This is a genomic window from Urbifossiella limnaea, from assembly GCF_007747215.1.
Lineage (GTDB): Bacteria > Planctomycetota > Planctomycetia > Gemmatales > Gemmataceae > Urbifossiella > Urbifossiella limnaea.
Window position 1 is genome coordinate 5,235,459 of sequence record NZ_CP036273.1, and the last position, 21,013, is coordinate 5,256,471.

Here is a 21,013-nt window from a genome sequence, read left to right on the forward strand (position 1 = left end):
GACGAGGGTGCGGGCATGATCGACGCGATGATGGCGGCGGTGGGTCGGATTCCGAGTGGCTTGTTCGTGCTGACGGTGAGCGCCGGCGGGCGGGAGACCGGGATGCTCGCGAGCTGGGTGCAGCAGTGCTCCTTCCAGCCGCCACGCGTGTCGGTGGCCGTGAGCAAGGAGCGCTGGGTGCTGCCGGAACTGGTCGAGGGCACGGGGTTCGTGGTGAACGTGTTGGCGGAGGGCGACAAGAAGTTGGTCGCGCACTTCGGGAAGGGTTTCGCCCCGGACGCGGACGCGTTTGCCGGTTTAGACGTGACCCGCGACGGCGTGCCGGTGCTGCTGGCGGCGCACGCGTTCATCACGTGCCGCGTCGCCGCCCGGTTCGACGCCGGCGACCACGTGCTGGTGGTGGGCGATGTCGTCGGCGGGGCCGTCCACCACGACGCCCGCCCGGCGACGCACGTCCGCCGGACCGGTACGCACTACTGACGGGAGAACAGGGGACAGGAAACAGGAGACAGGAGTCAGAGACCCGTATCCTGACTCCGGTCTCCCGCCTCCTGTCCCTCGCGACGCATGGACCCGATCATCTCCCCCGACACCCGCCGGCCCGAGCGCCTGCCGCCGCGCCAGGTGTTGACGCAGAAGTGGCCGGTGCTGCACGCCGGCCCGGTGCCGCCGTTCGACCCCGCGACGTGGGACCTGACCGTCTTCCCGATCCCGCTCGTGGACAAGATTCGGCGGTTTAATTGGGCCGAGTTCGCGGCGCTGCCCCGCGTCGCCGTCTTCGCCGACATGCACTGCGTCACCCGCTGGTCGAAGCTGAACAACCTGTGGGAGGGCGTCGCCACGACGGAGCTACTGAAGCACGTGACGGTGAGCCCGGCGGCGAAGTACGTGATGGTCCACGGTGAGTACGGGTTCAGCACGAACCTGCCGGTGGAGGACTTCTTCGCCGACGACGCCGTCTTCGCGCTGCGGCACGACGGCGCCGACCTGACACCGGAACACGGCCACCCGGTGCGACTCGTGATCCCGCGGCTGTACGCCTGGAAGAGTGCGAAGTGGGTGCGCGGCGTCGAGTTCATGACCGACGACCGGCCGGGCTTCTGGGAGAGCCCGGAACACGGCGGCTATCACATGCGCGGCGACCCGTGGACCCAAAATGGAAGACACCCCGACGGCCAGCGGTTCAGAAATGCTGAAGAGGAGGCTGAGGAGGCACTTGGGGCTTCAAGTTCGCCTTCCCGTCCCTCGGAAGAATCCCGACGGTAGGGGTACGGCCGCCCCGCCATCAAGCCGAACATGTCGCTCACGACCTGCACCGGCGTGTTGCAGTCCGGGTTGAACCACGGCAGGAACGTCCTGTGGCGGCTCTCCCCCGCCCGGGGCCACACGATGATCCGGTGGCGGGCCCTGGCGAGTACCGCCGCGTTCGCCCGCTTATTCCCCTCGACCGGCACGCACGGGAACCGCCCGTCTTGATCCTTTCTTGACGCCCTGCCGGTCACAATTGACGCCACCTTGATCCACGTCCCGGCATACTTCCTGTGGACCCACGGGAGGACGCTCACATGGATTTCGCCTGGCTGGCCGTCGTCACGGTCTTCTTCGCCAGCTCCTACCACCTGATCCGGTTGCTGACCTCACTTCAAGGGGAGGGTTAGCCGTGGACGGCTTCCTGCTGCTCGCCCTGCTCGCGGCCGTCGCCCTGGCCGGTTACCTGATCGTGGCCCTGCTGAAACCGGAGTGGTTCTCATGACCGCCAACGGCGTCCTCCAACTCGGCCTCGCCCTCGGCCTCGTGCTGGCGTGCGTCCGGCCGCTGGGCTGGTACATGGCCCGGGTGTACGCCGGGCGGGTGCCCGGCCCCGGCCAGTTGCTCGGCCCCGTCGAGCGGGCGGTCTACCGACTGGCCCGCATCGACCCCGGTGCCGAGATGACATGGCAGCGGTACGCCGGGGCGGTGCTGGCGTTCGGGTTCGTCAGCGTGCTGGCCGTGTACGGCGTGCAACGCCTCCAAGCAGTGCTGCCGCTCAACCCGGAGTCGCAGGCCGCCGTCTCGCCGGACTCCAGCTTCAACACCGCCGTCAGCTTCGCCACCAACACCAACTGGCAGGGGTACGGCGGCGAGACCACGATGAGCTACTTCACCCAGATGACCGCCCTCGCCGTCCAGAACTTCCTGTCCGCCGGGGCCGGGATGGCCGTGCTGGTGGCCCTGGTCCGGGGGTTCGCCCGCCGCGGCGTGGACACCATCGGCAACTTCTGGGTCGATCTGGTCCGGGGGACGGTGTACGTCCTGCTCCCGCTGTCGCTGGTGCTGGCCGTCACACTCGTGTCGCAGGGCGTGCCGCAAACGGTGTCCGCCTCCCACGAGGTTCCGCTGGTCGAGCCGACCGTGGACGCCAACGGAAACCCGGTCACGACCCAGCGAATCGCCGTCGGTCCGGCTGCCTCCCAGGTGGCAATCAAGCAGCTCGGCACCAACGGCGGCGGGTTCTTCAACACCAACTCGGCGCACCCGCTGGAGAACCCGACCCCGCTGTCGAACCTGCTTCAACTGGTGGCAATCCTGCTGATCCCCGCCGCCCTGTGCTGGACGTTCGGCGAGATGGTCGGCGACCGCCGACAGGGGTGGGCGATCCTGGCCGCCATGCTGGTGATCTTCCTCCCGCTGCTCGGCGTTACCGTCTGGGCCGAACTCCAGCCGAACCCGACGTTGACGCCCCTCGGGGTCGACCAGACCGCCGGGAACACGGAGGGAAAGGAGGTCCGGTTCGGCGTCCCGAACTCGGCGTTGTGGGCGGTCGCCACGACGGCGGCGGCGAACGGGTCGGTGAACTCCATGCACGACTCGTACACGCCGCTCGGCGGGCTGGCGCCGATGTGGCTGATGCAACTCGGCGAGGTCGTGTTCGGCGGGGTCGGGTCCGGGCTGTACGGGATGCTCGTGTTCGCCCTGATCACGGTGTTCCTGGCCGGGCTGATGGTCGGCCGCACCCCCGAGTACCTCGGCAAGAAGATCGGGGCGTTCGAGGTCAAGATGGCCTCCCTGGTCATCATCCTGCCGTGTGCCGCGGTGCTGATCGGCACGGCCCTCGGCGTGACGGTCGAGGACGGCAAGAAGGGGGTCGCCAACGCCGGCCCGCACGGGTTCAGCGAAATCCTGTACGCCTACTCGTCGGCGGCGAACAACAACGGCTCGGCGTTCGCCGGGCTGGGGGCCAACGCCCCGTTCTACAACGGCACGCTCGGGCTGGCGATGCTCGTCGGCCGGTTCGGGGTGATGCTCCCGGTCCTGGCCGTCGCCGGGTCGCTGGCCCGGAAGAACCACGTCCCGGCGGGGCCGGGGACGCTGCCGACGCACACGCCACTGTTCGTGTTCCTGCTCGTGGCCGTGGTGGTCGTGGTCGGTGCCCTGAGCTTCTTCCCGGCCCTGGCCCTGGGGCCGGTCGTCGAACACCTGATGATGCGGTCGTAACCGGAGCCACCGAACACCCATGAACACTCGATCCGAAGCCCCGGCGTTGTTCCGTGCGGACATCCTCCGGGGTGCCGTCGTGGCGTCCCTGGCGAAACTCGACCCCCGCACCCAACTCCGCAACCCGGTGATGTTCGCCGTGTACCTCGGCAGCATCCTGACCACGCTGCTCTGGGTGCGGTCGCCGTCGGGCGGCTCCGGCGAGTCGTCGGGGTTCGTCCTGGGGGTTGCCGCCTGGCTGTGGGCGACCGTGCTGTTCGCCAACTTCGCCGAGGCGATAGCGGAGGGGCACGGCAAGGCCCAGGCGGCGTCCCTGCGGAAGTCCCGCACGGAGGTTACCGCCCGGCGGCTGACCGACCCGAAGACCCGTGAGACGGCCGACGTTCCGGCCGCCGATCTGAGGGTCGGCGATCTCGTGCTGGTGCGGGCCGGCGACGTGATCCCGGCCGACGGCGAGGTCGTGGAGGGTGTGGCGTCGGTGGACGAGAGTGCCGTCACCGGGGAGAGTGCCCCGGTGGTCCGGGAGAGCGGCGGCGACCGCAGTTCCGTCACCGGCGGCACCCGCATCATCTCCGACTGGCTGGTCGTGCGGGTGGCGACCCTGCCGGGGGAGAGCTTCCTCGACCGGATGATCGCAATGGTCGAGGGGGCGAGGCGGCAGAAGACGCCGAACGAGATCGCCCTGGCGATCCTCCTCGCCGCCCTCACCCTCGTCTTCCTGCTCGTGGTGGTCACCCTCCTGCCGTTCTCGGCGTACAGCGTTGAAGTCTCCGGGGCGGGGAGGCCCGTCACGCTCACGGTCCTGGTGGCACTACTCGTGTGCCTCGCCCCGACCACCATCGGTGCCCTGCTCTCGGCCATCGGGATCGCCGGCATGAACCGCCTCGGCCGGTCCAACGTGGTCGCCATGTCCGGCCGGGCCGTGGAGGCGGCGGGGGACGTGGACGTGCTGCTCCTCGACAAGACCGGCACCATCACCCTCGGCAACCGGCAGGCGACCCGGTTCGTCCCGGCCGACGGCGTGAGCGGGGAAGACTTGGCGTCCGCCGCCCACCTGGCCTCGCTCGCCGACGAGACGCCCGAGGGTCGGAGCATCGCCGTGCTGGCGAAGCGGGAGTTCGGGCTGCGGGGCCGCGATCTGGAACAGATCGGCCCGCACTTCGTCCCGTTCTCGGCCAAGACCCGCATGAGCGGCGTGGACCTGGACGGCCGGCAAATCCGCAAGGGGGCCGCCGACGCCGTCGAGGCCCACGCCCGCACCCTCGGCGGCACCTTCCCCGATACGGTGCGCGAGGCGGTGCGGGCGATCGCTCAGGCCGGGGGCACGCCGCTGGTGGTCAGCCGGGACGCCCGGGTTCTCGGGGTGATCGAACTCAAGGACGTCGTGAAGGGCGGGATCAAGGAGCGGTTCGCCGAACTGCGGCGGATGGGGATCAAGACGGTGATGATCACCGGCGACAACCCGCTCACCGCCGCCGCCATCGCCGCCGAGGCCGGGGTGGACGACTACCTGGCCGAGGCCACCCCGGAGGCGAAGTTGGCCCTGATCCGGGAGTACCAGCAGGGCGGTCGCCTCGTGGCGATGACCGGGGACGGCACCAACGACGCCCCGGCCCTGGCCCAGGCCGATGTCGCCGTCGCCATGAACACCGGCACCCAGGCGGCCAAGGAGGCGGGGAACATGGTGGACCTCGACTCCAACCCGACGAAGCTGATCGAGGTCGTCCACGTCGGCAAGCAACTGCTGATGACCCGGGGGGCACTGACCACGTTCAGCATCGCCAACGACGTGGCGAAGTACTTCGCCATCCTCCCGGCGGCGTTCGCCTCGACGTACCCGGCCCTCAAGACGCTCGACGTGATGGGGCTGTCGACCCCGGCGAACGCCATCCTGGCGGCGGTGATCTTCAACGCCCTGGTCATCGTCGCCCTGGTGCCGCTGGCCCTCCGGGGCGTCCGCTACCGGCCCGTCGGGGCGGCCCAACTGCTGCGCACCAACCTGCTCGTGTACGGCGTCGGCGGGCTGCTCGTGCCGTTCGTCGGCATCAAGGCCATCGACCTGCTGCTCTCGCTGTTCACGGGCTGACCGGAGAACCCCTATGTGGCACCACCTGCGAACATCGCTGGTCGTCCTCGGCGTCATGACCCTGCTCACCGGGGTCGTGTACCCGCTCGTCGTGACCGTGCTGGCTCAAACGCTGTTCCGCGGCCCTGCGAACGGCAGCCTGATCGCCCACGACGGTCGGCCCGCCGGGTCGGAGCTAATCGGCCAACCGTTCGCGAAGCCGGAATACTTCTGGGGGCGGCTGTCGGCGACCAGTCCGGTGCCGTACAACGCCGTCGCCTCGTCGGGGTCCAACTTCGGCCCCCAGCACCCGGACCTTGCCAAGAACGCCCGGGGGCGGATCGACGATCTGCGGAAGTACGACCCGACCGTCGGGGCCGTCCCGGTCGAACTCGTGACCGCCTCCGGCAGCGGCCTCGACCCGCACATCAGCCCCGCCGCCGCCGAGGTTCAGGTCCGCCGGGTCGCCGCCGCCCGAAACATGACCGAGGAAGCGGTCCGGGCACTCGTCCGGGCGCAGACCGAACCCCGGCAGTTCGGCCTCCTCGGGGAGCCACGGGTGAACGTGCTGACGTTGAACCGCGCGCTGGACGCCGGGGCCGCACGGTAACACCCGGAGGGCATCATGACACCCACCCGGCCGGACCCCGAACACCTGCTCGCCCGACTGCGGGCCGAGGAACGGCAGGCGAAGCGGGGGAAGTTAAAAGTCTTCTTCGGCTACGCCGCCGGGGTCGGGAAGACCTACGCCATGCTCGAAGCGGCCCGGCACGCCAGGACGGCCGGGCGGGAGGTCGTCGTCGGCTACGTCGAACCGCACGGGCGGCCGGGGACGGAAGCCCTGCTGGCCGGGCTGGAGGCCCTGCCGACCCGCCGGGTCGAGTACGCCGGCGTCGTGCTGCGGGAGTTCGACGTCGATGCCGCACTCGCCCGCCGCCCCGACCTGATCCTGGTCGACGAACTCGCCCACACCAACGCCCCGGGGTGCCGACACGCCAAACGGTGGCAGGACGTGGCCGAGTTGCTGGAGGCCGGGATTAACGTCTGGACGACGCTCAACGTCCAGCACATCGAGAGTCTGAACGACGTGATCGGGCAGATCACCGGCGTGACCGTGCGGGAGACGGTCCCGGACCGCATCTTCGAGATGGCCGACGAACTGGAAGTGACCGACATCCCGCCCGAAGACCTGCTCGGGCGGCTGCGTGAGGGCAAGGTGTACCGCTCGGAGCAGGCCGAGCGGGCGATTCAGAGCTTCTTCCAGAGGTCGAACCTCGTCGCCCTGCGGGAACTGTCCCTCCGGCAAGCGGCCCGGCGGGTCCACACCGAGGTCGAGTCGGCCCGCCGCCGGTCGGCGGCGGGCGCACCGTGGGCGACGACGGACCGGCTGCTCGTCTGCGTCGGCCCCAGCCCGACCACCGCCCGGGTCATCCGCACCGCCCGGCAACTCGCCGCCGCCCTCGACGCCCCGTGGCTGGCCGTCAGCGTCGAGCAGCCGGGGGTCGCCAGCGTCCCGGCCGCCGCCCAGCGGGTCGCCGACCACCTCCGACTGGCCGAGCGGCTTGGGGCCGAGACGGTCACCCTGACCGGGACGGGGGTGGCGGCGACGCTCCTCGACTACGCCCGCACGAACAACGTGACCAAGATCTTCGTCGGCAAGACCCGCACGCCCCCCTGGCGGCGGTGGCTCCGGAGGGGCGTGGTCGAGGAACTGCTGGATGGCAGCGGCGACATCGACGTCTACCTGATCCAGGGGGCGGCCGAGGGCCGGGGGACGCAAGCCGTCCCCGGGCCGCCCTCCCGGGTGCCGTGGGCCGAGTACCTCGCCGCCACCGGGGTCGTGGCCGTGGGGTCGTTGCTGGCCGGGTGGTTCGCCCGCCTCCGGGTGGCCGAGGCGAACGTCGTGATGGTGTTCCTCGCGGCGGTCGCCTGGGTCGCCTTCCGGTACAGCCGCGGCCCGGCGGTCTGGGCCAGCGTCGTCTCGGTGCTGGTGTTCGACGTGTTCTTCGTCCTGCCCTACTACTCCCTCACGGTGGACGACACGCAGTACCTCGTCACGTTCGGCGTGCTGCTCGTGATCGGGCTGCTGATCAGTACCCTGACCGCCCGACTCCGCACCCAACTCGAACTCGGCCGGCAGCGGGAGCGCCGCACGCTGGCCCTGCACCGGCTCGGCAAGCAGCTGAGTTCGCTGGCCGGGGACGTGTTCCTGGTGGGTGCGGCCGGGCAGCACTTGCGAGAGACGACCGGCGGCGAGGTGGCGATCTACCTCGCCCCGGGCGACCCCGCCGGGGCGAAGAACCCTCCCGCCGTCGTCTTCGGACACAACACCGGCATCGCCACGCACCCGGTCAGCGGCCCGGCCGCCCACTGGGTCATGACCCACGACCAGATCGCCGGGCGGGGGACCGACACGCTGCCCAACGCTCCCGCCCTGTTCGTACCCCTCACCGGCTCGCAATCGACGTTCGGTGCGATTGCCGTCCGGGTCGAGGCGGCGGACCGCCTGCTCCAGCCGGACCAGCGGCAGTGGCTCGAAAACTGTGCGAGCCAGTTGGCCCTGGCCGTGGAGCGGGACCGGATGGCGATGAGCGCGGCCGACGCCCGCCTCCGGGCCGAGACGGAGCAGGTTCGCAGTACGCTCCTCAGCAGCGTCTCGCACGACCTGAAGACGCCGCTGGCCGCCATCGCCGGGGCCAGCAGCACCCTGCTCCAACTGGAGCCGACCGCCGCCGGCACGAGGCGGGAACTCCTCGAAACGATCTCCGAGGAGGCCGTTCGGCTCAACGGCCTGCTGGAGAACATCCTGCAAATCGCCCGGCTCGACGCCGGGGCCGTGTCCCCCAACAAGCAGTGGCACGTGCTGGAGGACGTCATCGGGTCGGCCCTCCGGCGGACGAAGCCGCTCCTGCACCGCCACCACGTCGAGGTGCGTCTGCCGCCGGAGATGTCGCTCCTGTTCGTGGACGGCCTGCTGCTGGAACAGGTTTTTTCTAACCTGTTAGAGAATGCGGCCCGCTACACCCCCGCTCGTTCTCACATCCTGATCTCGGCGACCGCCGGGGGCCGAGAACTGGTCGTCTCGGTAACCGACGACGGCCCCGGACTCCCGGCCGGGTCGGAGGAGCGAGTGTTCGACCGCTTCTACCGGGGGGCAGCCCGCCCCGACGCCGGGCGGGGGAGCGGCCTGGGCCTGGCGATCTGCCGGGCGATCATCGGGCTGCACGGCGGCACCGTCGGTGCGGCCAACCGGCCCGGGGGCGGGGCCGAGTTCACGATCCGGCTCCCGCTGGCCGAGCACCCGCCCCGGATGCCGGTGGAGTAGACGCCATGCGGACCAACGACCCGCTCGTGCTGGTGATCGAGGACGAGACGCCGATCCGCCGCTTCCTGCGGGCCTCCCTCACCGAGCAGGGGTATCGGGTCGAGGAAGCCACGTCGGGCGAGGAGGGGATCAAAAAGGCGGCGGCCCAGCCGCCCGACCTCGTGATCCTCGACCTCGGGCTGCCGGGGCTGGACGGGCAGGACGTGCTGCGGCAACTCCGGGAGTGGCTGACGGCCCCGGTCATCGTCTTGTCGGCACGGGACCAGGAGCAACAGAAGGTGGAGGCCCTGGACGCCGGGGCCGACGACTACCTGGCCAAGCCGTTCGGGATGGGGGAACTGCTGGCCCGGATGCGGACCGCCCTCCGGCACGCCCGGCCTCAGACCGCCGAGGGGACCGTCCTCCAGGTCGGCGACCTGCGGATCGACCTCGCCGCCCGCACCACCACGCTGAAGGACGAGTCGGTCCACCTGACCCCGCTGGAGTACAAGCTGCTGGTCCTGCTCGTGCGGAACGCTGGGAAGGTGCTGACCCACCGGCAACTGTTGCGGGACGTGTGGGGGCCGCACGACGTTCACGAGAGCCACTACCTGCGGGTGTTCGTCGCCACGCTCCGGCGGAAGGTCGAACCCGACCCGACCCAGCCCCGGTACATCCTGACCGAGCAGGGCGTCGGCTACCGCTTCGCCGCAGAATGAGAGTCGTTCTGGCCGCCCAACCGAGTGGGGCCGAGCCGGCCTACGATTCAGGAATTCTGCCGGTCCCGCCGGCCGCTTTTTTCTTGCTGCCAGAACCGAAAGGGTCTCTCGTCAAAGGGTTTGGAACAGGTCCGCGCGACCTTTAGCATCCAGGTTACACGGCGACCCGTGGGCGGCGGACGCGAGCGGCGACGGGCAGCGGTTCCGCGAGGCGTAGGATACCCGGATGGCGAGCGAGGAGGGACTGGCGCAGCTGACCCGGACGCTCCACGGCGCGGACGGCTGGGCGAACCTGCGCGCCGCGCTGGCCGCCGGCCGCAGCGGCACGATTGACGGCGCCTGGGGCTCGGCCGCCGCCCTCGCCGTCGCGGCACTCGCGTCCGACTCGCCTGCCACCGTCCTCGCGGTGGTCGCCTCCCCCGCCGACCTCGAAGCCTGGGCCGAAGACCTAGCCTCGTTCGCCGGCACGCGCCCGGCCGTGTTCGACGCCTGGGAGGCGTGGCCGCCGCCGACTCACAAGGGGAAGCTCGACCCGGCCACCACGTCGCGCCTGCGACTGCTGCAACAGCTGGCCCTCGACCCGCCGCGGCTGGTCGTCTGTACCGTGGCCGCGTTGGTGCAACCGGTGCCGCCGCGGGCCGACCTGACGGCCCGCGGCAAGAAGCTCGCGGCCGGCGAGGTGATCGACCCCGACGAGCTGGTGGCGTGGCTGGTAGCGAACGGCTACAAGCGCGTGGAGGCCGTCGAGTATCCCGGCGAGTTCGGCCGCCGCGGCGGCATCCTCGACGTGTACCCGCCCGACAGCCCCGACCCGGTGCGCCTCGAATTCTTCGGCGACGAACTGGAATCGCTCCGCACCTTCTCCGCGGGTTCGCAGCGCAGCCTCGACACGCGCCCGGCGCTGACGCTGCTCCCCGTCGGCGGGTCGGGCGGGGGCGGCGTCGAGCGCGGCTTCTTCACCGACCACCTCCCCGCGGGCTCGGTCGCGGCGCTGGTCGAGCCCGGCGACCTGAAGGAGCAGGCCAAGCTGTTCCTCGAGCGCGTCGGCGACTCGACCGGCCTGTTCACCGTGGACGGCACCTTCGCCAACCTGCTGAAGCTGCCGACGGTGGCGGTGTCGGCGATGCCGCGGCCGAGCGTGGAGGCGTCGGTCCACCTGCGGGTGGAGTCGGTGGAGCGGTTCAGCGGCAACGTGCAGCGCGTCCGCGACGAACTCGACGCCGTGGCCGCGGACGACGGCAGCCGGGTGCTCATCGCCTGCCAGACCGACGCCGAGTGCCACCGCCTCACCGACGTGCTGAAGGCCGGCCGCCTGGCCGAGTCGCAGCGGCTGAAGCTGGTCACGGGGCACGTCCGCGCCGGCTTCCGCCTCGTGGGCGCCGGGGTAGTGGTGCTCGGCAGTCACGAGTTGTTCCACAAGGACCAGCAGCCGCACGGCGTGAAGGCGCCGGCCGCAAAGGGGTCGAGCCGCCGCGTCGAAGGGCGGGCGATCGACACGTTCCTCGAACTCAACGACGGCGACTACGTCGTCCACGTCGCCCACGGCATCGGCCGCTTCCGCGGCATGGTCATGCTGGACCGGACGGCCGAGGTGACCGACCACGAGACTGCGGCCCAGGAAGAGAATCTCGTTCTCGAATTCCGCGACGGGGTGATGCTGTACGTCCCGGCGTCGCGGATCGACCTGGTGCAGAAGTACGTCGGCGGGCAGGCGACGGAGCCGGAGCTGTCGAAGCTCGGCGGCAGCGCGTGGGGGCGGAAGAAGGATCGCGTCGGCGAGGCGGTCCGCGACATGGCCGCGGACATGATCCAGCTCCAGGCGGTGCGACAGGCCGTCGCCGCCGAAGCGCTGCCGCCGGACAGCGAGTGGCAGACGGAGTTCGAGGCCGCGTTCCCGTACCAGGAGACGCCCGACCAGCTCGCCGCCATTCAGGAGACGAAGGGCGACCTGACCAAGCCGAAGCCGATGGACCGACTCATCTGCGGCGACGTGGGCTACGGCAAGACGGAGGTCGCCATCCGCGCCGCGTTCAAGGCCGTGGACGGCGGCAAGCAGGTGGCCATCCTGGTGCCGACGACCGTCCTCGCGGAACAGCACTACCGCACGTTCACGCAGCGGTTCGCCGAGTACCCGTTCGCCGTCGGGGTGGTCAACCGCTTCAAGTCGCACGGCTCCACGAAGGACGCCCTCAAGCGGCTCGCGGCCGGCGAGATCGACGTGATCGTCGGCACGCACCGGCTCCTGTCGAAGGACGTGAAGTTCAAGGACTTGGGCCTCGTCGTCATCGACGAGGAGCAACGGTTCGGCGTCGAGCACAAGGAGCGGCTGAAACGCCTCCGGGCCACGGTCCACGTCCTGACGATGACGGCGACGCCGATCCCGCGAACGCTTCACTCGGCGCTGCTGGGCATCCGCGAGATCTCGAACCTCGAAACGCCGCCGCCCGAGCGCCAGCCGGTCGAGACGCGCATCATCCGCTGGGACGACCAGCTGCTGCGCCACGCCATCCTCCGCGAGATGACCCGCGGCGGGCAGGTGTACTTCGTCCACAACCGCGTGTTCGACATCCACGAGGTCGCGGCGAAGGTGAGGGCTCTCGTTCCCGAAGCAAGGATCGTCGTCGGTCACGGCCAGATGAGCGCCGACGAGCTGGAGCAAGCGATGGTGAAGTTCGTCCGCAAGGAGGCGGACATCCTGGTGGCGACGACCATCATCGAGAGCGGCCTGGACATCCCGAACGCGAACACCATGATCATCGACGACGCCGACATTTACGGGCTGGCCGATCTCCACCAGCTTCGCGGCCGGGTGGGGCGGTCGAAGCACCGGGCGTACGCGTACCTGATCGTGAACCCGCTAAAGCTGGTGACGCCGAATGCGCAGAAGCGGCTGAAGGCGATCGAAGAATTCACGGAGCTCGGGGCCGGGTTCAAGATCGCGATGCGCGACCTGGAGATCCGCGGCGCCGGCAACATCCTCGGCTCCGAGCAGAGCGGCCACATCGCGGCCATCGGCTACGAGCTGTACTGCCAGCTGCTCGAAAACGCGGTGCGGGCGATGAAGCAACAGCCGCCGAAGGAAGCGGTGGAGGTGAACGTCGATCTGCCGTGGCCGGCGTTCCTGCCGCGCGACTACGTGCCCGGTCAGAAGCTCCGCATCGAGGTGTACCGCCGCCTGGCCCGCCTCCGCGACCCGGACAAGCTCGCCGACTTCCGCCAGGAACTGCGCGACCGCTACGGCCCGCCGCCGGACCCGGTCGAGTGGCTGCTGCGGGCGACGGAGGTGCGACTGCTGTGCGTGCGGTGGAAGGTGGCGGGGGTTCACCGTGACGGGCCGGACCTGGTGTTCAGCTACAGGAACCGGAAGGCGGCGGAGCAGTTGCAGGCGTTCAGTCGCAACCGGGTGAAGGTGGTGGACGAGAAGAGCCTGTACCTCCGCCTCAAGGTCGAGGACGACGGCCCGGAGGCGACGTACCGCCTGCTGCTGGACGTACTCGGCGGTGTAACTATGACGTAGCCCGCACCCGCCGTCGAAGGGCCAGCAGGCCGACCACCAGACACGCGGCCATTACCAGGCCGAGGAAGCCGATCGGCCCAACGACGGCGAGCGCACGCGCCATCAGCGTCGGCCGTTCACCCTCCGACGATTCGAGCGGCACCTGTACCCCTTCCGGCCCCACACTCCACGTCTGCCCCTGGCGCTCGACGTACATGCCCGGTCGCAACGCGACACGAAAGTCGTCGGCCGCCGGTGGGTCGAAACGGGCCGCAGACACCGTCACCTTCGCTTCGACGGCAGGTGGCTGCCCAGGCCGCGTGTTCGTCACCTCCCATCCGGCTGGAAGTCGGCCGTGTGGCGTGTCGCGGTACGTCACCGCCACGACCTGCGTCGAACCACCGGCCCGAACGCGGCTGGTGCGGAGAACGGCCCCGTCGGCCGCGTCCACGTGTAGCGTCGCGGTGACACCCTCGGCCGCGGTCGCATCGCGGAGTACGGCACACGGGCGCCCGTCAATTACGTCGGTGCCGGCGGGTCGGAAGCGCTCGCTGGTCGGCCACCAAGCCGTCGGGAACGGACCGATCTGGGGGCCGCCGGACGGGACGACGAGCCCGTGCGCCCACGCGAGAGGAGCGAATTCGTCGGGCCAGTGCATTGACCCACCCCACACGCCGACGGCAACCTTCACCCCGGCCGGCTCCTCCGCCGCGTTCGCGGCCGGCTCCATTTTGAAGAAGCACGTCTGCTCCTGTCCGTCATAGCGGACCGACTGCCGGACCCGGTTCAGCTGCCCCGGGCGGTTCTTGAAGCGGAGTCGTTCGTCCTGATCCACCCTTGTGCGGCCACCGGCCGCGTCGAGGATGACGAGGCCCGTTCCGGTGAAGGCTCTGTCATCGTGGGGCGTTGGCTCGCCGGCCGGGAACTTCTCCCAGCGTAGCTCGTACCGGGTCGCCGGAAGTTGCTGCCTCCCGGCCCACGTCTCCAGCGGCACAGCGGGTTGGCGAGCGGACACCCCCGCGGTGTAAACGCACACGAGACACAGGAGCAGGCCGGTGATGCGCACGAGTCGGACCTCCACGAGGTGGGCGCCGTGATTCTGAGTGACCGGTCGCAACGCGGGAAGCCGAAAAGCAGATGAGAAAGCGGTTCGATATGCCGTACCTGGTCGATGACCGCCCAGCAAGCAGGCATTGCCGACTACCGGGTGCTCGGCATGAACGGCCGGCAACTGCACGTCTTCCGCGACCCCGCCGGCGACGCGTACGCCACCCACCTCACCCTCGCGGAATCCGCTACCGTGAGCCCTCTCGCCGCCCCCGCCGCGGCCGTCCGCGTCGCCGACCTGTTGCCGTGACGTGTCACGCAGGCGCAACAACCGTTTGACGCCGGCCCCCGCGGCCGGGTAAGATCGCAGCAAACTCCCTCTCCCCACGTTACGTCAACACGCCACCGGGAGAATCGGCGATGACGGCACCGGCGACACTCCGCCGCTTCGCGGCGGCCGCGGTCCTGCTTGCCGCGCTCGGGTCGGCCGCGCCCGCCGCCCCCCTGTCGGGTAGCAGCCCCGCCCAACTCCGCGCCCGCGCCGCCGCCGCCGAACGCGCCGGCGACTGGGACGCCGCCCTCGCCGCCCTCCTCGACCTGCCCGCCGCCGACCGCGCCGAACCGGCCACCCGCGACCGCCTCGTCAACGCCGCCCGCCGCGCCACCCAGGCCCGCCGGCACCGCGACCCGGCCTTCCAGCAGTTCGTCGCCGCGCTGCCGGTCCGCGACGCCGGCCAGGTGTTCGGCGACGCCGTCGGGAAACTCGCCGGCGCGTTCGCCGACCCCGGCCGGGCCACGCCCCAACGCCTCTGGGCGGCTGGCGTCGAGGAACTCGACCGCGCCCTCGGCAGCCGGGCGTTCGTCGCCCTGTTCCTCACCGACACCGCGGCCCTGAAGATCGAATCGTTCCGCCTCGCGCTCCGCGCCGACTGGGCGGCCCGGCCCGTCGGCGACCCGCGCGAGGCGCGGGCGCTCCTGAAGGGGCTCATCGGTGCGGCGCAGGACGAACTCGCCCCGCGGGTCCCGGCCGCGCTCGCCGCCGAGGTGTTGTGCGGGGCCTGTGCCGGGCTCGACGAGTACACCGCCTTCCTCACACCCGAACCCGCCGCCGAGCAACCCGCCGACCTCGGCGGGCACGGCCTCTTTCTCGGCTTCGACTCCGACGGCCCGTTCGTCGACGGCATCGCCCCCGGGTCGTGGGTCGCGTTCCACACGCAGTTGCACCGCGGCGACCGGGTGGCGCGCGTGAACGGCCGGTCGATGATCCTCACCCCGATGGAGCTGGCCGACGCCCTCCGCAACCCCGACGGCGGCCTCCACACCCTCGAACTGATGGTGCCCGGCACCGGGATGCTGTCCGAGGCGCGGCTGCCGGTAGTCCCCCCCACGGTGTTCGGCGGCCGCATGGTCGGCGGCCGCGACGGCGTCGGCTACCTCCGCGTGGCCGAGTTCCAACCCGCGACGCCGCGCGAACTGGCGGAAGCGATTGCCGGCCTCAAGGAGCAGGGGCTGCGTGCCCTGGTGCTGGACGTGCGCGGCAACCCCGGCGGCTCCTTCCTCGCCGGCGTCGAGGCGGCCCGCCGCTTCCTCCCGGCCGGGGCCGCCATCGTCACGACGCACGGCCAACTCCCGCAGGTCGCGGGTCACACCTTCTCGTCCGCGTCCGGCCCGGCCGCGCTCGACCTGCCGCTGGTGCTCCTCGTGGACGGCGACACCGCCTCCGCAGCCGAGGTGTTGGCCGCGGCGCTCCGCGACAACCAGCGGGCCGTTCTCGTCGGCACCTCCACGTTCGGCAAAGGCACGCTCCAGTTCCCCCTCAAGCTGTCCGGCCCAGGTTCGGTCCGCGTCACGATCGCCCGGCTGGTGGCGCCGTCCGGACCGCTGTCGGCCGGCGTCGCGCCGCACCTCATCGAGACCGACCCGCACAGGCAGTTGGAGCTTGCGGCCGACCGTGCCGCTGAACTCTCCGCACCGCGGCCGATGCTCGTCCCCTGATCCGGTCGCCGATCCCCATTCGTACACATGCCCCCCCTCGGGCGTCGCCAGAGGCAGCTAGTCGGCGAGACACAAGCGCCTCGGCGCGACGCCGACCACTTCACGAGAGCCTCCTGTTACCAACACTTCCAGCCGGCGGTTGTATCGGAGTGTGGTTCCACCGCACCACGGGAGTCCGGCCGATGAAGCTCTCCCCGCTGTTCACGTTCGCGGTCGCACTAACGGTCGTTGCCGGTGGGTCCGTCACGGCCCAGCTACCGCCCGTCAAGCTCGGGTACGTCAAGGTCCGTGTCGAGGTCGAGACGCGCGGCGTGCTGGAGATCACCGACAAAACCGCCGTCCTGGTCACGCAGTACCAGTACCACGACCAGCGGGACGCGAAGACCGTCCTCCCCACGCGGGAGGGGGTGCCCCCGCACAAGATCGAACTCGACTTCACCCGAAACCCCGAGTTGCGGGAGCTGGCAAAGGCGCTGAACGGCAAGGAGGCGGTCGTCACCGGGCTGAGCGAACTGAGGCACCTCGCGCCGCCACCGGCGCCGCCCGGCGGGTTGACCGGCGGGAACCCGTTCGGCGGCGGGTCCGGGTTCTACCAGCCGATGCCGTCGTGGTACCTCCACCCGACGGTACTCGTGACAAGTATCAAGACCGCTCCGGGGAAGCGCTGATGGGCCAGTTCGCCGACCGCGCCGGCTGCCGCCTCGCGTACGACCGCCGCGGCAGTGGCAGCGCCGTGCTGCTCATCCAGGGCGTCGGCGTCCACGGCGACGGCTGGCGGCCGCAGGTCGAGGCCCTGAGCGACGGCTTCACGTGCCTCACCTTCGACAACCGCGGCATGGGCCGCAGCGTGCCGGCGAACGGGCCAATCACCGTGGCCGAGATGGCCGCCGACGCGCTCGCCGTGCTCGACGCCGAGGGCGTCGCCGCGGCACACGTCGTCGGCCACTCCCTGGGCGGGCTGGTGGCCGCGCAGCTGGCGCTGGCGGCACGCGGGCGGGTGAAGAGCCTGGCACTGTTGTGTACGTTCGCCGACGGCCGCGCGGCGGCGCCGCTGACGATGCGGATGATGTGGCTCGGGATGCGGTCGCGGGTGGGCACGCGGGCGATGCGGCGGCGCGGGTTCGCGGCGCTCATCTACCCGCCGGGCAGCGCGGCCGCGGCCGACTTCGGGGCGCTGGCGGCACTGTTCGGCCACGACCTCGGCGACACCCCAGCGGTAGTCGGCGCGCAGTTAAAGGCCATGCGTGCGGCGAGCGTGTTGCCGCGCCTCGGCGAGTTGGCCGGCGTGCCGACCCTGGTGGCGAGTGCGGCGCACGACCCGATCGCGCCGCCGCGAGTAGGCCGGGCGCTGGCGGACGGCATACCGGGGGCACGCTTCGTGGAATTCGTGGAGGCGTCGCACGGGCTGCCGATCACGCACGCGGCGGAGACGAACGCGCTGCTGCGGGAGCACCTGACGGCGGCGGACCGGGTTTCGTAGCGGGAGGTCCGCGGGCCGCATCGTGTCAGACCGAGCGGATTCGGCACGTGCCGCAGGTCGGGTTCTCAGAATTTCCTCATTTCAGTCTTGACTCCCCCGCCTTCGGGGTTTCTACTTCAAACACGATTGAGGGGGCCGACTCGCACTCCACCCCCCAAGTGTTCCCCTGCCATTTCGCATTCGTTCACCCGGTCCAACCGGGGGAGCCGCTACGTGGCTCGGTCGCGTGGGTACTCGGTCACTGAATGCTTCGTCGCGGCGGCCGTGGTGGTCGTCGCGGTCGGCATCCTCGTGCCGGCGGTCTCGAAGGTCCGGGCCGCGGCAGTGCGGGCGCGCTGCGTCAACAACTTGAAACAGATCGGCGGCGGGTTGCAAACGTATCACCAGACTCGTGGCAGTTTCCCGCCCGGCGGCGCGGCGAACCCCGACCTGACGGCGACGACGCCGCCCGCCCGCGAGGCCGGCGGTTGGACGTGGGCGTACGCGCTGCTGCCCTACATCGGCCACGACCAGCTGTACCGCGACGCCGACCCCCAGGCCGTCCGCCGCGGCAAGGTGGACCTCTACCTGTGCGCGGCCCGCCGGAGTGCCGCCGACCCGTCCGGCCTGGCCAAGCTGGACTACGGCGCCAACGGCGCCGCCGACGCGGCGAATCTGACCGGCGTGATCGCCCCGACGGGGGTGATGCCGCTGCGCCTGTGCGACCTGAGCGGCGGCACGTCGGGCGTGGTGGTTCTCGCCGGAAAGCGGTTGAACCTCGCCGCGCTCGGCACCAGCCGCGACGACGACGACGCCTTTTCCACGGCCGGGTGGGGCCCGGACTTCGAGGTGTACCGCACGGCCGCGGTGCCGCCGGCCCCGGACGTGACCGAGCCGGGCAACCTGGAGCCGCGCGGCGGGTTCGGCGCGTCGCACCCCGGCGGCATCTTCTGCGCCGCGTTCGCGGACGGGTCGGTGCGGCCGCTGCGGTACACGATCGACCCGGCGGTGTGGCAGCGGGCGTGCCTGCGGTCGGGGGCCCCCGACCCGCCCAGCCCGAACAACAACTGACGGCCGGGGAACCGGGGAACGGGGAACTTGCCCGTTCCCCCCGGCGGCCGCGTCGGGTATGCTGACGGGTGACCCGCCGCCCCGCCTCCTCGGTGCCGACCCCCGCCATGCCGCCGCTCTCCCGTCTGGCCCCGGCCCTGCTCCTGCTCGCCCCCGCGCCGGCCCGCGCCGACGAGCCGGTCGACTTCGCCCGCGACGTGCGCCCGCTCCTGTCCAACAGCTGCTTCAAGTGCCACGGCCCGGCGAGCCAGATGGGGAAGGTGCGGCTCGACACCCGCGAGGCGGCGGTGAAGTCGGGCGCCATCGTGCCGGGCAGCCCGGACAAGAGCACGCTGGTGGAGCGCGTGTGCGAGCCGTCGGACGACGACCGCATGCCGCCCCCCGAGGCCGGCCCGCGCCTGACGGCCCAGCAGGTGAAGACCCTGAAGCAGTGGATCGCCGAGGGGGCGGAGTACACCCCGCACTGGGCCTTCCAGCGGGTCGTCCGGCCCCAGCCACCGACCACGAAGACCGCGACGCGCTACGCGATCGACCGATTCGTCCTGGCCCGGCTGGAGAAGGCCGGGCTCACCATGTCCGCGGAGGCCGACCGCTCGACGCTACTCCGCCGCGTCACGCTCGACCTGACAGGCCTGCTGCCCACGCCGGTCGAGGTGCTGGCGTTCCTGGACGACCGCTCGCCGGACGCCTACGAGAAGGCGGTCGATCGGCTGCTGGCGTCGCCGCACTACGGCGAGCGGCACGCCCGCCACTGGCTCGACCTCGCCCGATACGCCGACAGCAACGGCTACACCATCGACGGCGCCCGGAGCATCTGGCCGTACCGCGACTGGGTGGTCCGCGCCCTGAACGCCGACCTGCCGTTCGACCAGTTCACGACGCACCAGCTGGCCGGCGACCTGCTGCCGGGCGCGACGGCGGACCAGAAGATCGCCACCGGCTTCCACCGCAACACGTCGTTCAACGAGGAGGGCGGCACCGACCCGGAGCAGTTCCGCGTCGAGCGGACCGTGGACCGCGCCAACACGACCGGGGCCGTGTGGCTCGGCCTGACGGTCGGCTGCGCCCAGTGCCACACGCACAAGTACGACCCGGTGACGCAGCACGACTACTACCGCCTCTACGCCTTCTTCGACTCGTGCGACGAGCCGACGATGCCGATCGGCGGCACCGCGAAGATGGAGGAGGCGATCTCCCGGCTGAACCAGATGGAGGCGTGGATTCAGAAGAACGGCGGCAGCCGCGAGGACATCGACCTGGTGAAGGCCGAGATCAAGCGGGTGCAGGGGAAGGTGACGACGACGCTGGTCATGCGCGAGCGCCCCGCGGCGCGGACGACGCACGTCCAGATCCGCGGCGACTTCCTCCGCAAGGGCGACGTGGTGCAGCCCGGCTTTCCCGCCGCGCTGGGCGCTACGCCCGCCGGCAAGCGGCAGACCCGCCTCGATCTGGCAAAGTGGCTCGTGAGCCGCGACAACCCGCTGACGGCCCGCGTGACGGTGAACCGCGAGTGGCAGAAGTTCTTCGGCCGCGGGCTGGTCGAGACGGAGAACGACTTCGGGATGCAGGGCGCGCTGCCGACGCACCCCGAGCTGTTGGACTGGCTCGCCGTCCAGTTCATGGAGCCACTCGGCTGGTCGATGAAGAAGCTGCACCGGCAGATCGTGCTGAGCGCGACGTACCGGCAGGCGTCGGTGGTGCGGCCGGACCTGACGCAGCGCGACCCGCGGAACCTGCTGCTCGGCCGGCAGTCGCGGCTTCGGCTCGAAGCCGAGGTGATCCGCGACGCGGCGCTGTCGGCGAGCGGCAAGCTGAACACGAAGGTCGGCGGCCCGGGGGTGTACCCGCCGCAGCCGAAGGAGGTGTTCGCGTTCACCCAGAGCCAGCGGACGTGGCCCGAGAGCAAGGGGCCGGACCGCTACCGCCGCGGCGTGTACACGTACATCTGGCGGCAGAGCCAGCACCCGCTCCTGACCACGTTCGACGGCGCCGACGCCCAGACCGCCTGCACGAAGCGCAACCGCAGCAACACGCCGCTGCAAGCACTGCACCTGGCGAACGACCCGGTGTTCGTGGAGCTGGCGACCGAACTCGGCCGCCGCGTCGACACGGACGGCGGCGCGGACGACGCCGCGAAGGTGCGCTTCGCCTACCGGGCTTGCTTCGGCCGCGACCCGACGACGCAGGAGGCGGCTCGGGTGCTTGCGTACCTGGAGGCGCAGCGCCGCACCGACGCGGTCGGCGCGTGGCCCGCGACCGCACGGGTGCTGATGAACCTGGACGAGTTCATCACCCGGGAGTGACTTGACGAACGGCCGGCGTCAGCCGGCTGGTCGTTGGTACAGGCAACTGCCACCCCCACCAGCCGGCTGACGCCGGCCGT

General features: G+C 71.0%; 16 protein-coding genes. 15 read left to right on the forward strand and 1 reads right to left on the reverse strand.

The annotated features are described in order from the left end of the window. Positions 1-15 precede the first annotated feature (15 nt). From ETAA1_RS21315 to mfd, 9 genes are all read left to right on the forward strand, one after another. Entirely contained in the window at positions 16-480 is a 465-nt protein-coding gene (locus tag ETAA1_RS21315; protein ID WP_145242065.1) for a flavin reductase family protein, read from the forward strand. Positions 481-567: 87 nt separating this feature from the next. Next, positions 568-1,266, forward strand: a complete 699-nt coding sequence (locus ETAA1_RS21320) for a sulfite oxidase-like oxidoreductase (protein WP_145242067.1) — start codon at positions 568-570, stop codon at positions 1,264-1,266. A 394-nt stretch (positions 1,267-1,660) separates the two neighbouring features. Beyond that, on the forward strand, positions 1,661-1,753 hold the full coding sequence (locus ETAA1_RS21325; RefSeq protein WP_145242069.1) for a potassium-transporting ATPase subunit F: 93 nt from the start codon (positions 1,661-1,663) through the stop codon (positions 1,751-1,753). Beyond that, positions 1,750-3,474 carry a potassium-transporting ATPase subunit KdpA gene (kdpA, locus tag ETAA1_RS21330; protein ID WP_145242071.1) on the forward strand — a complete coding sequence of 575 codons (1,725 nt, stop codon included), beginning with the start codon at positions 1,750-1,752 and terminating at the stop codon, positions 3,472-3,474. Before ETAA1_RS21325 ends, kdpA begins: the two co-directional genes overlap by 4 nt. Before the next feature lie 19 nt (positions 3,475-3,493). Further along, the gene (gene kdpB, locus ETAA1_RS21335) at positions 3,494-5,560 is read left to right on the forward strand and encodes a potassium-transporting ATPase subunit KdpB (protein WP_145242073.1); all 2,067 of its coding nucleotides are present in this window, start codon (positions 3,494-3,496) and stop codon (positions 5,558-5,560) included. Between the two features lie 13 nt (positions 5,561-5,573). Further along, a complete protein-coding gene (gene kdpC / locus ETAA1_RS21340) occupies positions 5,574-6,149 on the forward strand; it encodes a potassium-transporting ATPase subunit KdpC (RefSeq protein WP_145242074.1) in 576 nt (191 codons plus the stop codon). 15 nt (positions 6,150-6,164) lie between these two features. Next, entirely contained in the window at positions 6,165-8,864 is a 2,700-nt protein-coding gene (locus ETAA1_RS21345; RefSeq protein ID WP_145242075.1) for a sensor histidine kinase, read from the forward strand. Positions 8,865-8,869: 5 nt separating this feature from the next. Then, the gene (locus tag ETAA1_RS21350; RefSeq protein ID WP_145242076.1) at positions 8,870-9,562 is read left to right on the forward strand and encodes a response regulator; all 693 of its coding nucleotides are present in this window, start codon (positions 8,870-8,872) and stop codon (positions 9,560-9,562) included. 226 nt (positions 9,563-9,788) lie between these two features. Beyond that, on the forward strand, positions 9,789-13,079 hold the full coding sequence (mfd, locus tag ETAA1_RS21355) for a transcription-repair coupling factor (RefSeq protein ID WP_145242077.1): 3,291 nt from the start codon (positions 9,789-9,791) through the stop codon (positions 13,077-13,079). Here mfd and ETAA1_RS21360 read toward each other — a convergent pair. Beyond that, positions 13,069-14,124, reverse strand: coding sequence for a hypothetical protein (locus ETAA1_RS21360; protein ID WP_145242078.1), 1,056 nt, complete (start codon positions 14,122-14,124; stop codon positions 13,069-13,071). The genes mfd and ETAA1_RS21360 overlap by 11 nt on opposite strands. Before the next feature lie 105 nt (positions 14,125-14,229). Here ETAA1_RS21360 and ETAA1_RS21365 point away from each other — a divergent pair, with 105 nt between their 5' ends. The 6 genes from ETAA1_RS21365 to ETAA1_RS21390 all read left to right on the forward strand — a co-directional run bounded on the left by ETAA1_RS21365 (position 14,230) and on the right by ETAA1_RS21390 (position 20,933). Continuing rightward, a complete protein-coding gene (locus tag ETAA1_RS21365; protein WP_145242079.1) occupies positions 14,230-14,415 on the forward strand; it encodes a hypothetical protein in 186 nt (61 codons plus the stop codon). A gap of 110 nt (positions 14,416-14,525) precedes the next feature. Beyond that, complete coding sequence (locus ETAA1_RS21370) at positions 14,526-16,100, forward strand: S41 family peptidase (RefSeq protein ID WP_145242080.1); 1,575 nt, start codon at positions 14,526-14,528, stop codon at positions 16,098-16,100. Between the two features lie 182 nt (positions 16,101-16,282). Beyond that, the gene (locus tag ETAA1_RS21375; RefSeq protein ID WP_145242081.1) at positions 16,283-16,768 is read left to right on the forward strand and encodes a hypothetical protein; all 486 of its coding nucleotides are present in this window, start codon (positions 16,283-16,285) and stop codon (positions 16,766-16,768) included. Next, positions 16,768-17,580: an alpha/beta fold hydrolase gene (locus tag ETAA1_RS21380; protein WP_145242082.1), complete on the forward strand. Its 813-nt coding sequence runs from the start codon at positions 16,768-16,770 to the stop codon at positions 17,578-17,580. Before ETAA1_RS21375 ends, ETAA1_RS21380 begins: the two co-directional genes overlap by 1 nt. A 213-nt stretch (positions 17,581-17,793) precedes the next feature. Continuing rightward, positions 17,794-18,630, forward strand: a complete 837-nt coding sequence (locus ETAA1_RS21385; protein ID WP_202920312.1) for a DUF1559 family PulG-like putative transporter — start codon at positions 17,794-17,796, stop codon at positions 18,628-18,630. 107 nt (positions 18,631-18,737) lie between these two features. Beyond that, on the forward strand, positions 18,738-20,933 hold the full coding sequence (locus ETAA1_RS21390; RefSeq protein ID WP_145242084.1) for a PSD1 and planctomycete cytochrome C domain-containing protein: 2,196 nt from the start codon (positions 18,738-18,740) through the stop codon (positions 20,931-20,933). The last annotated feature ends 80 nt before the right edge of the window (positions 20,934-21,013 follow it).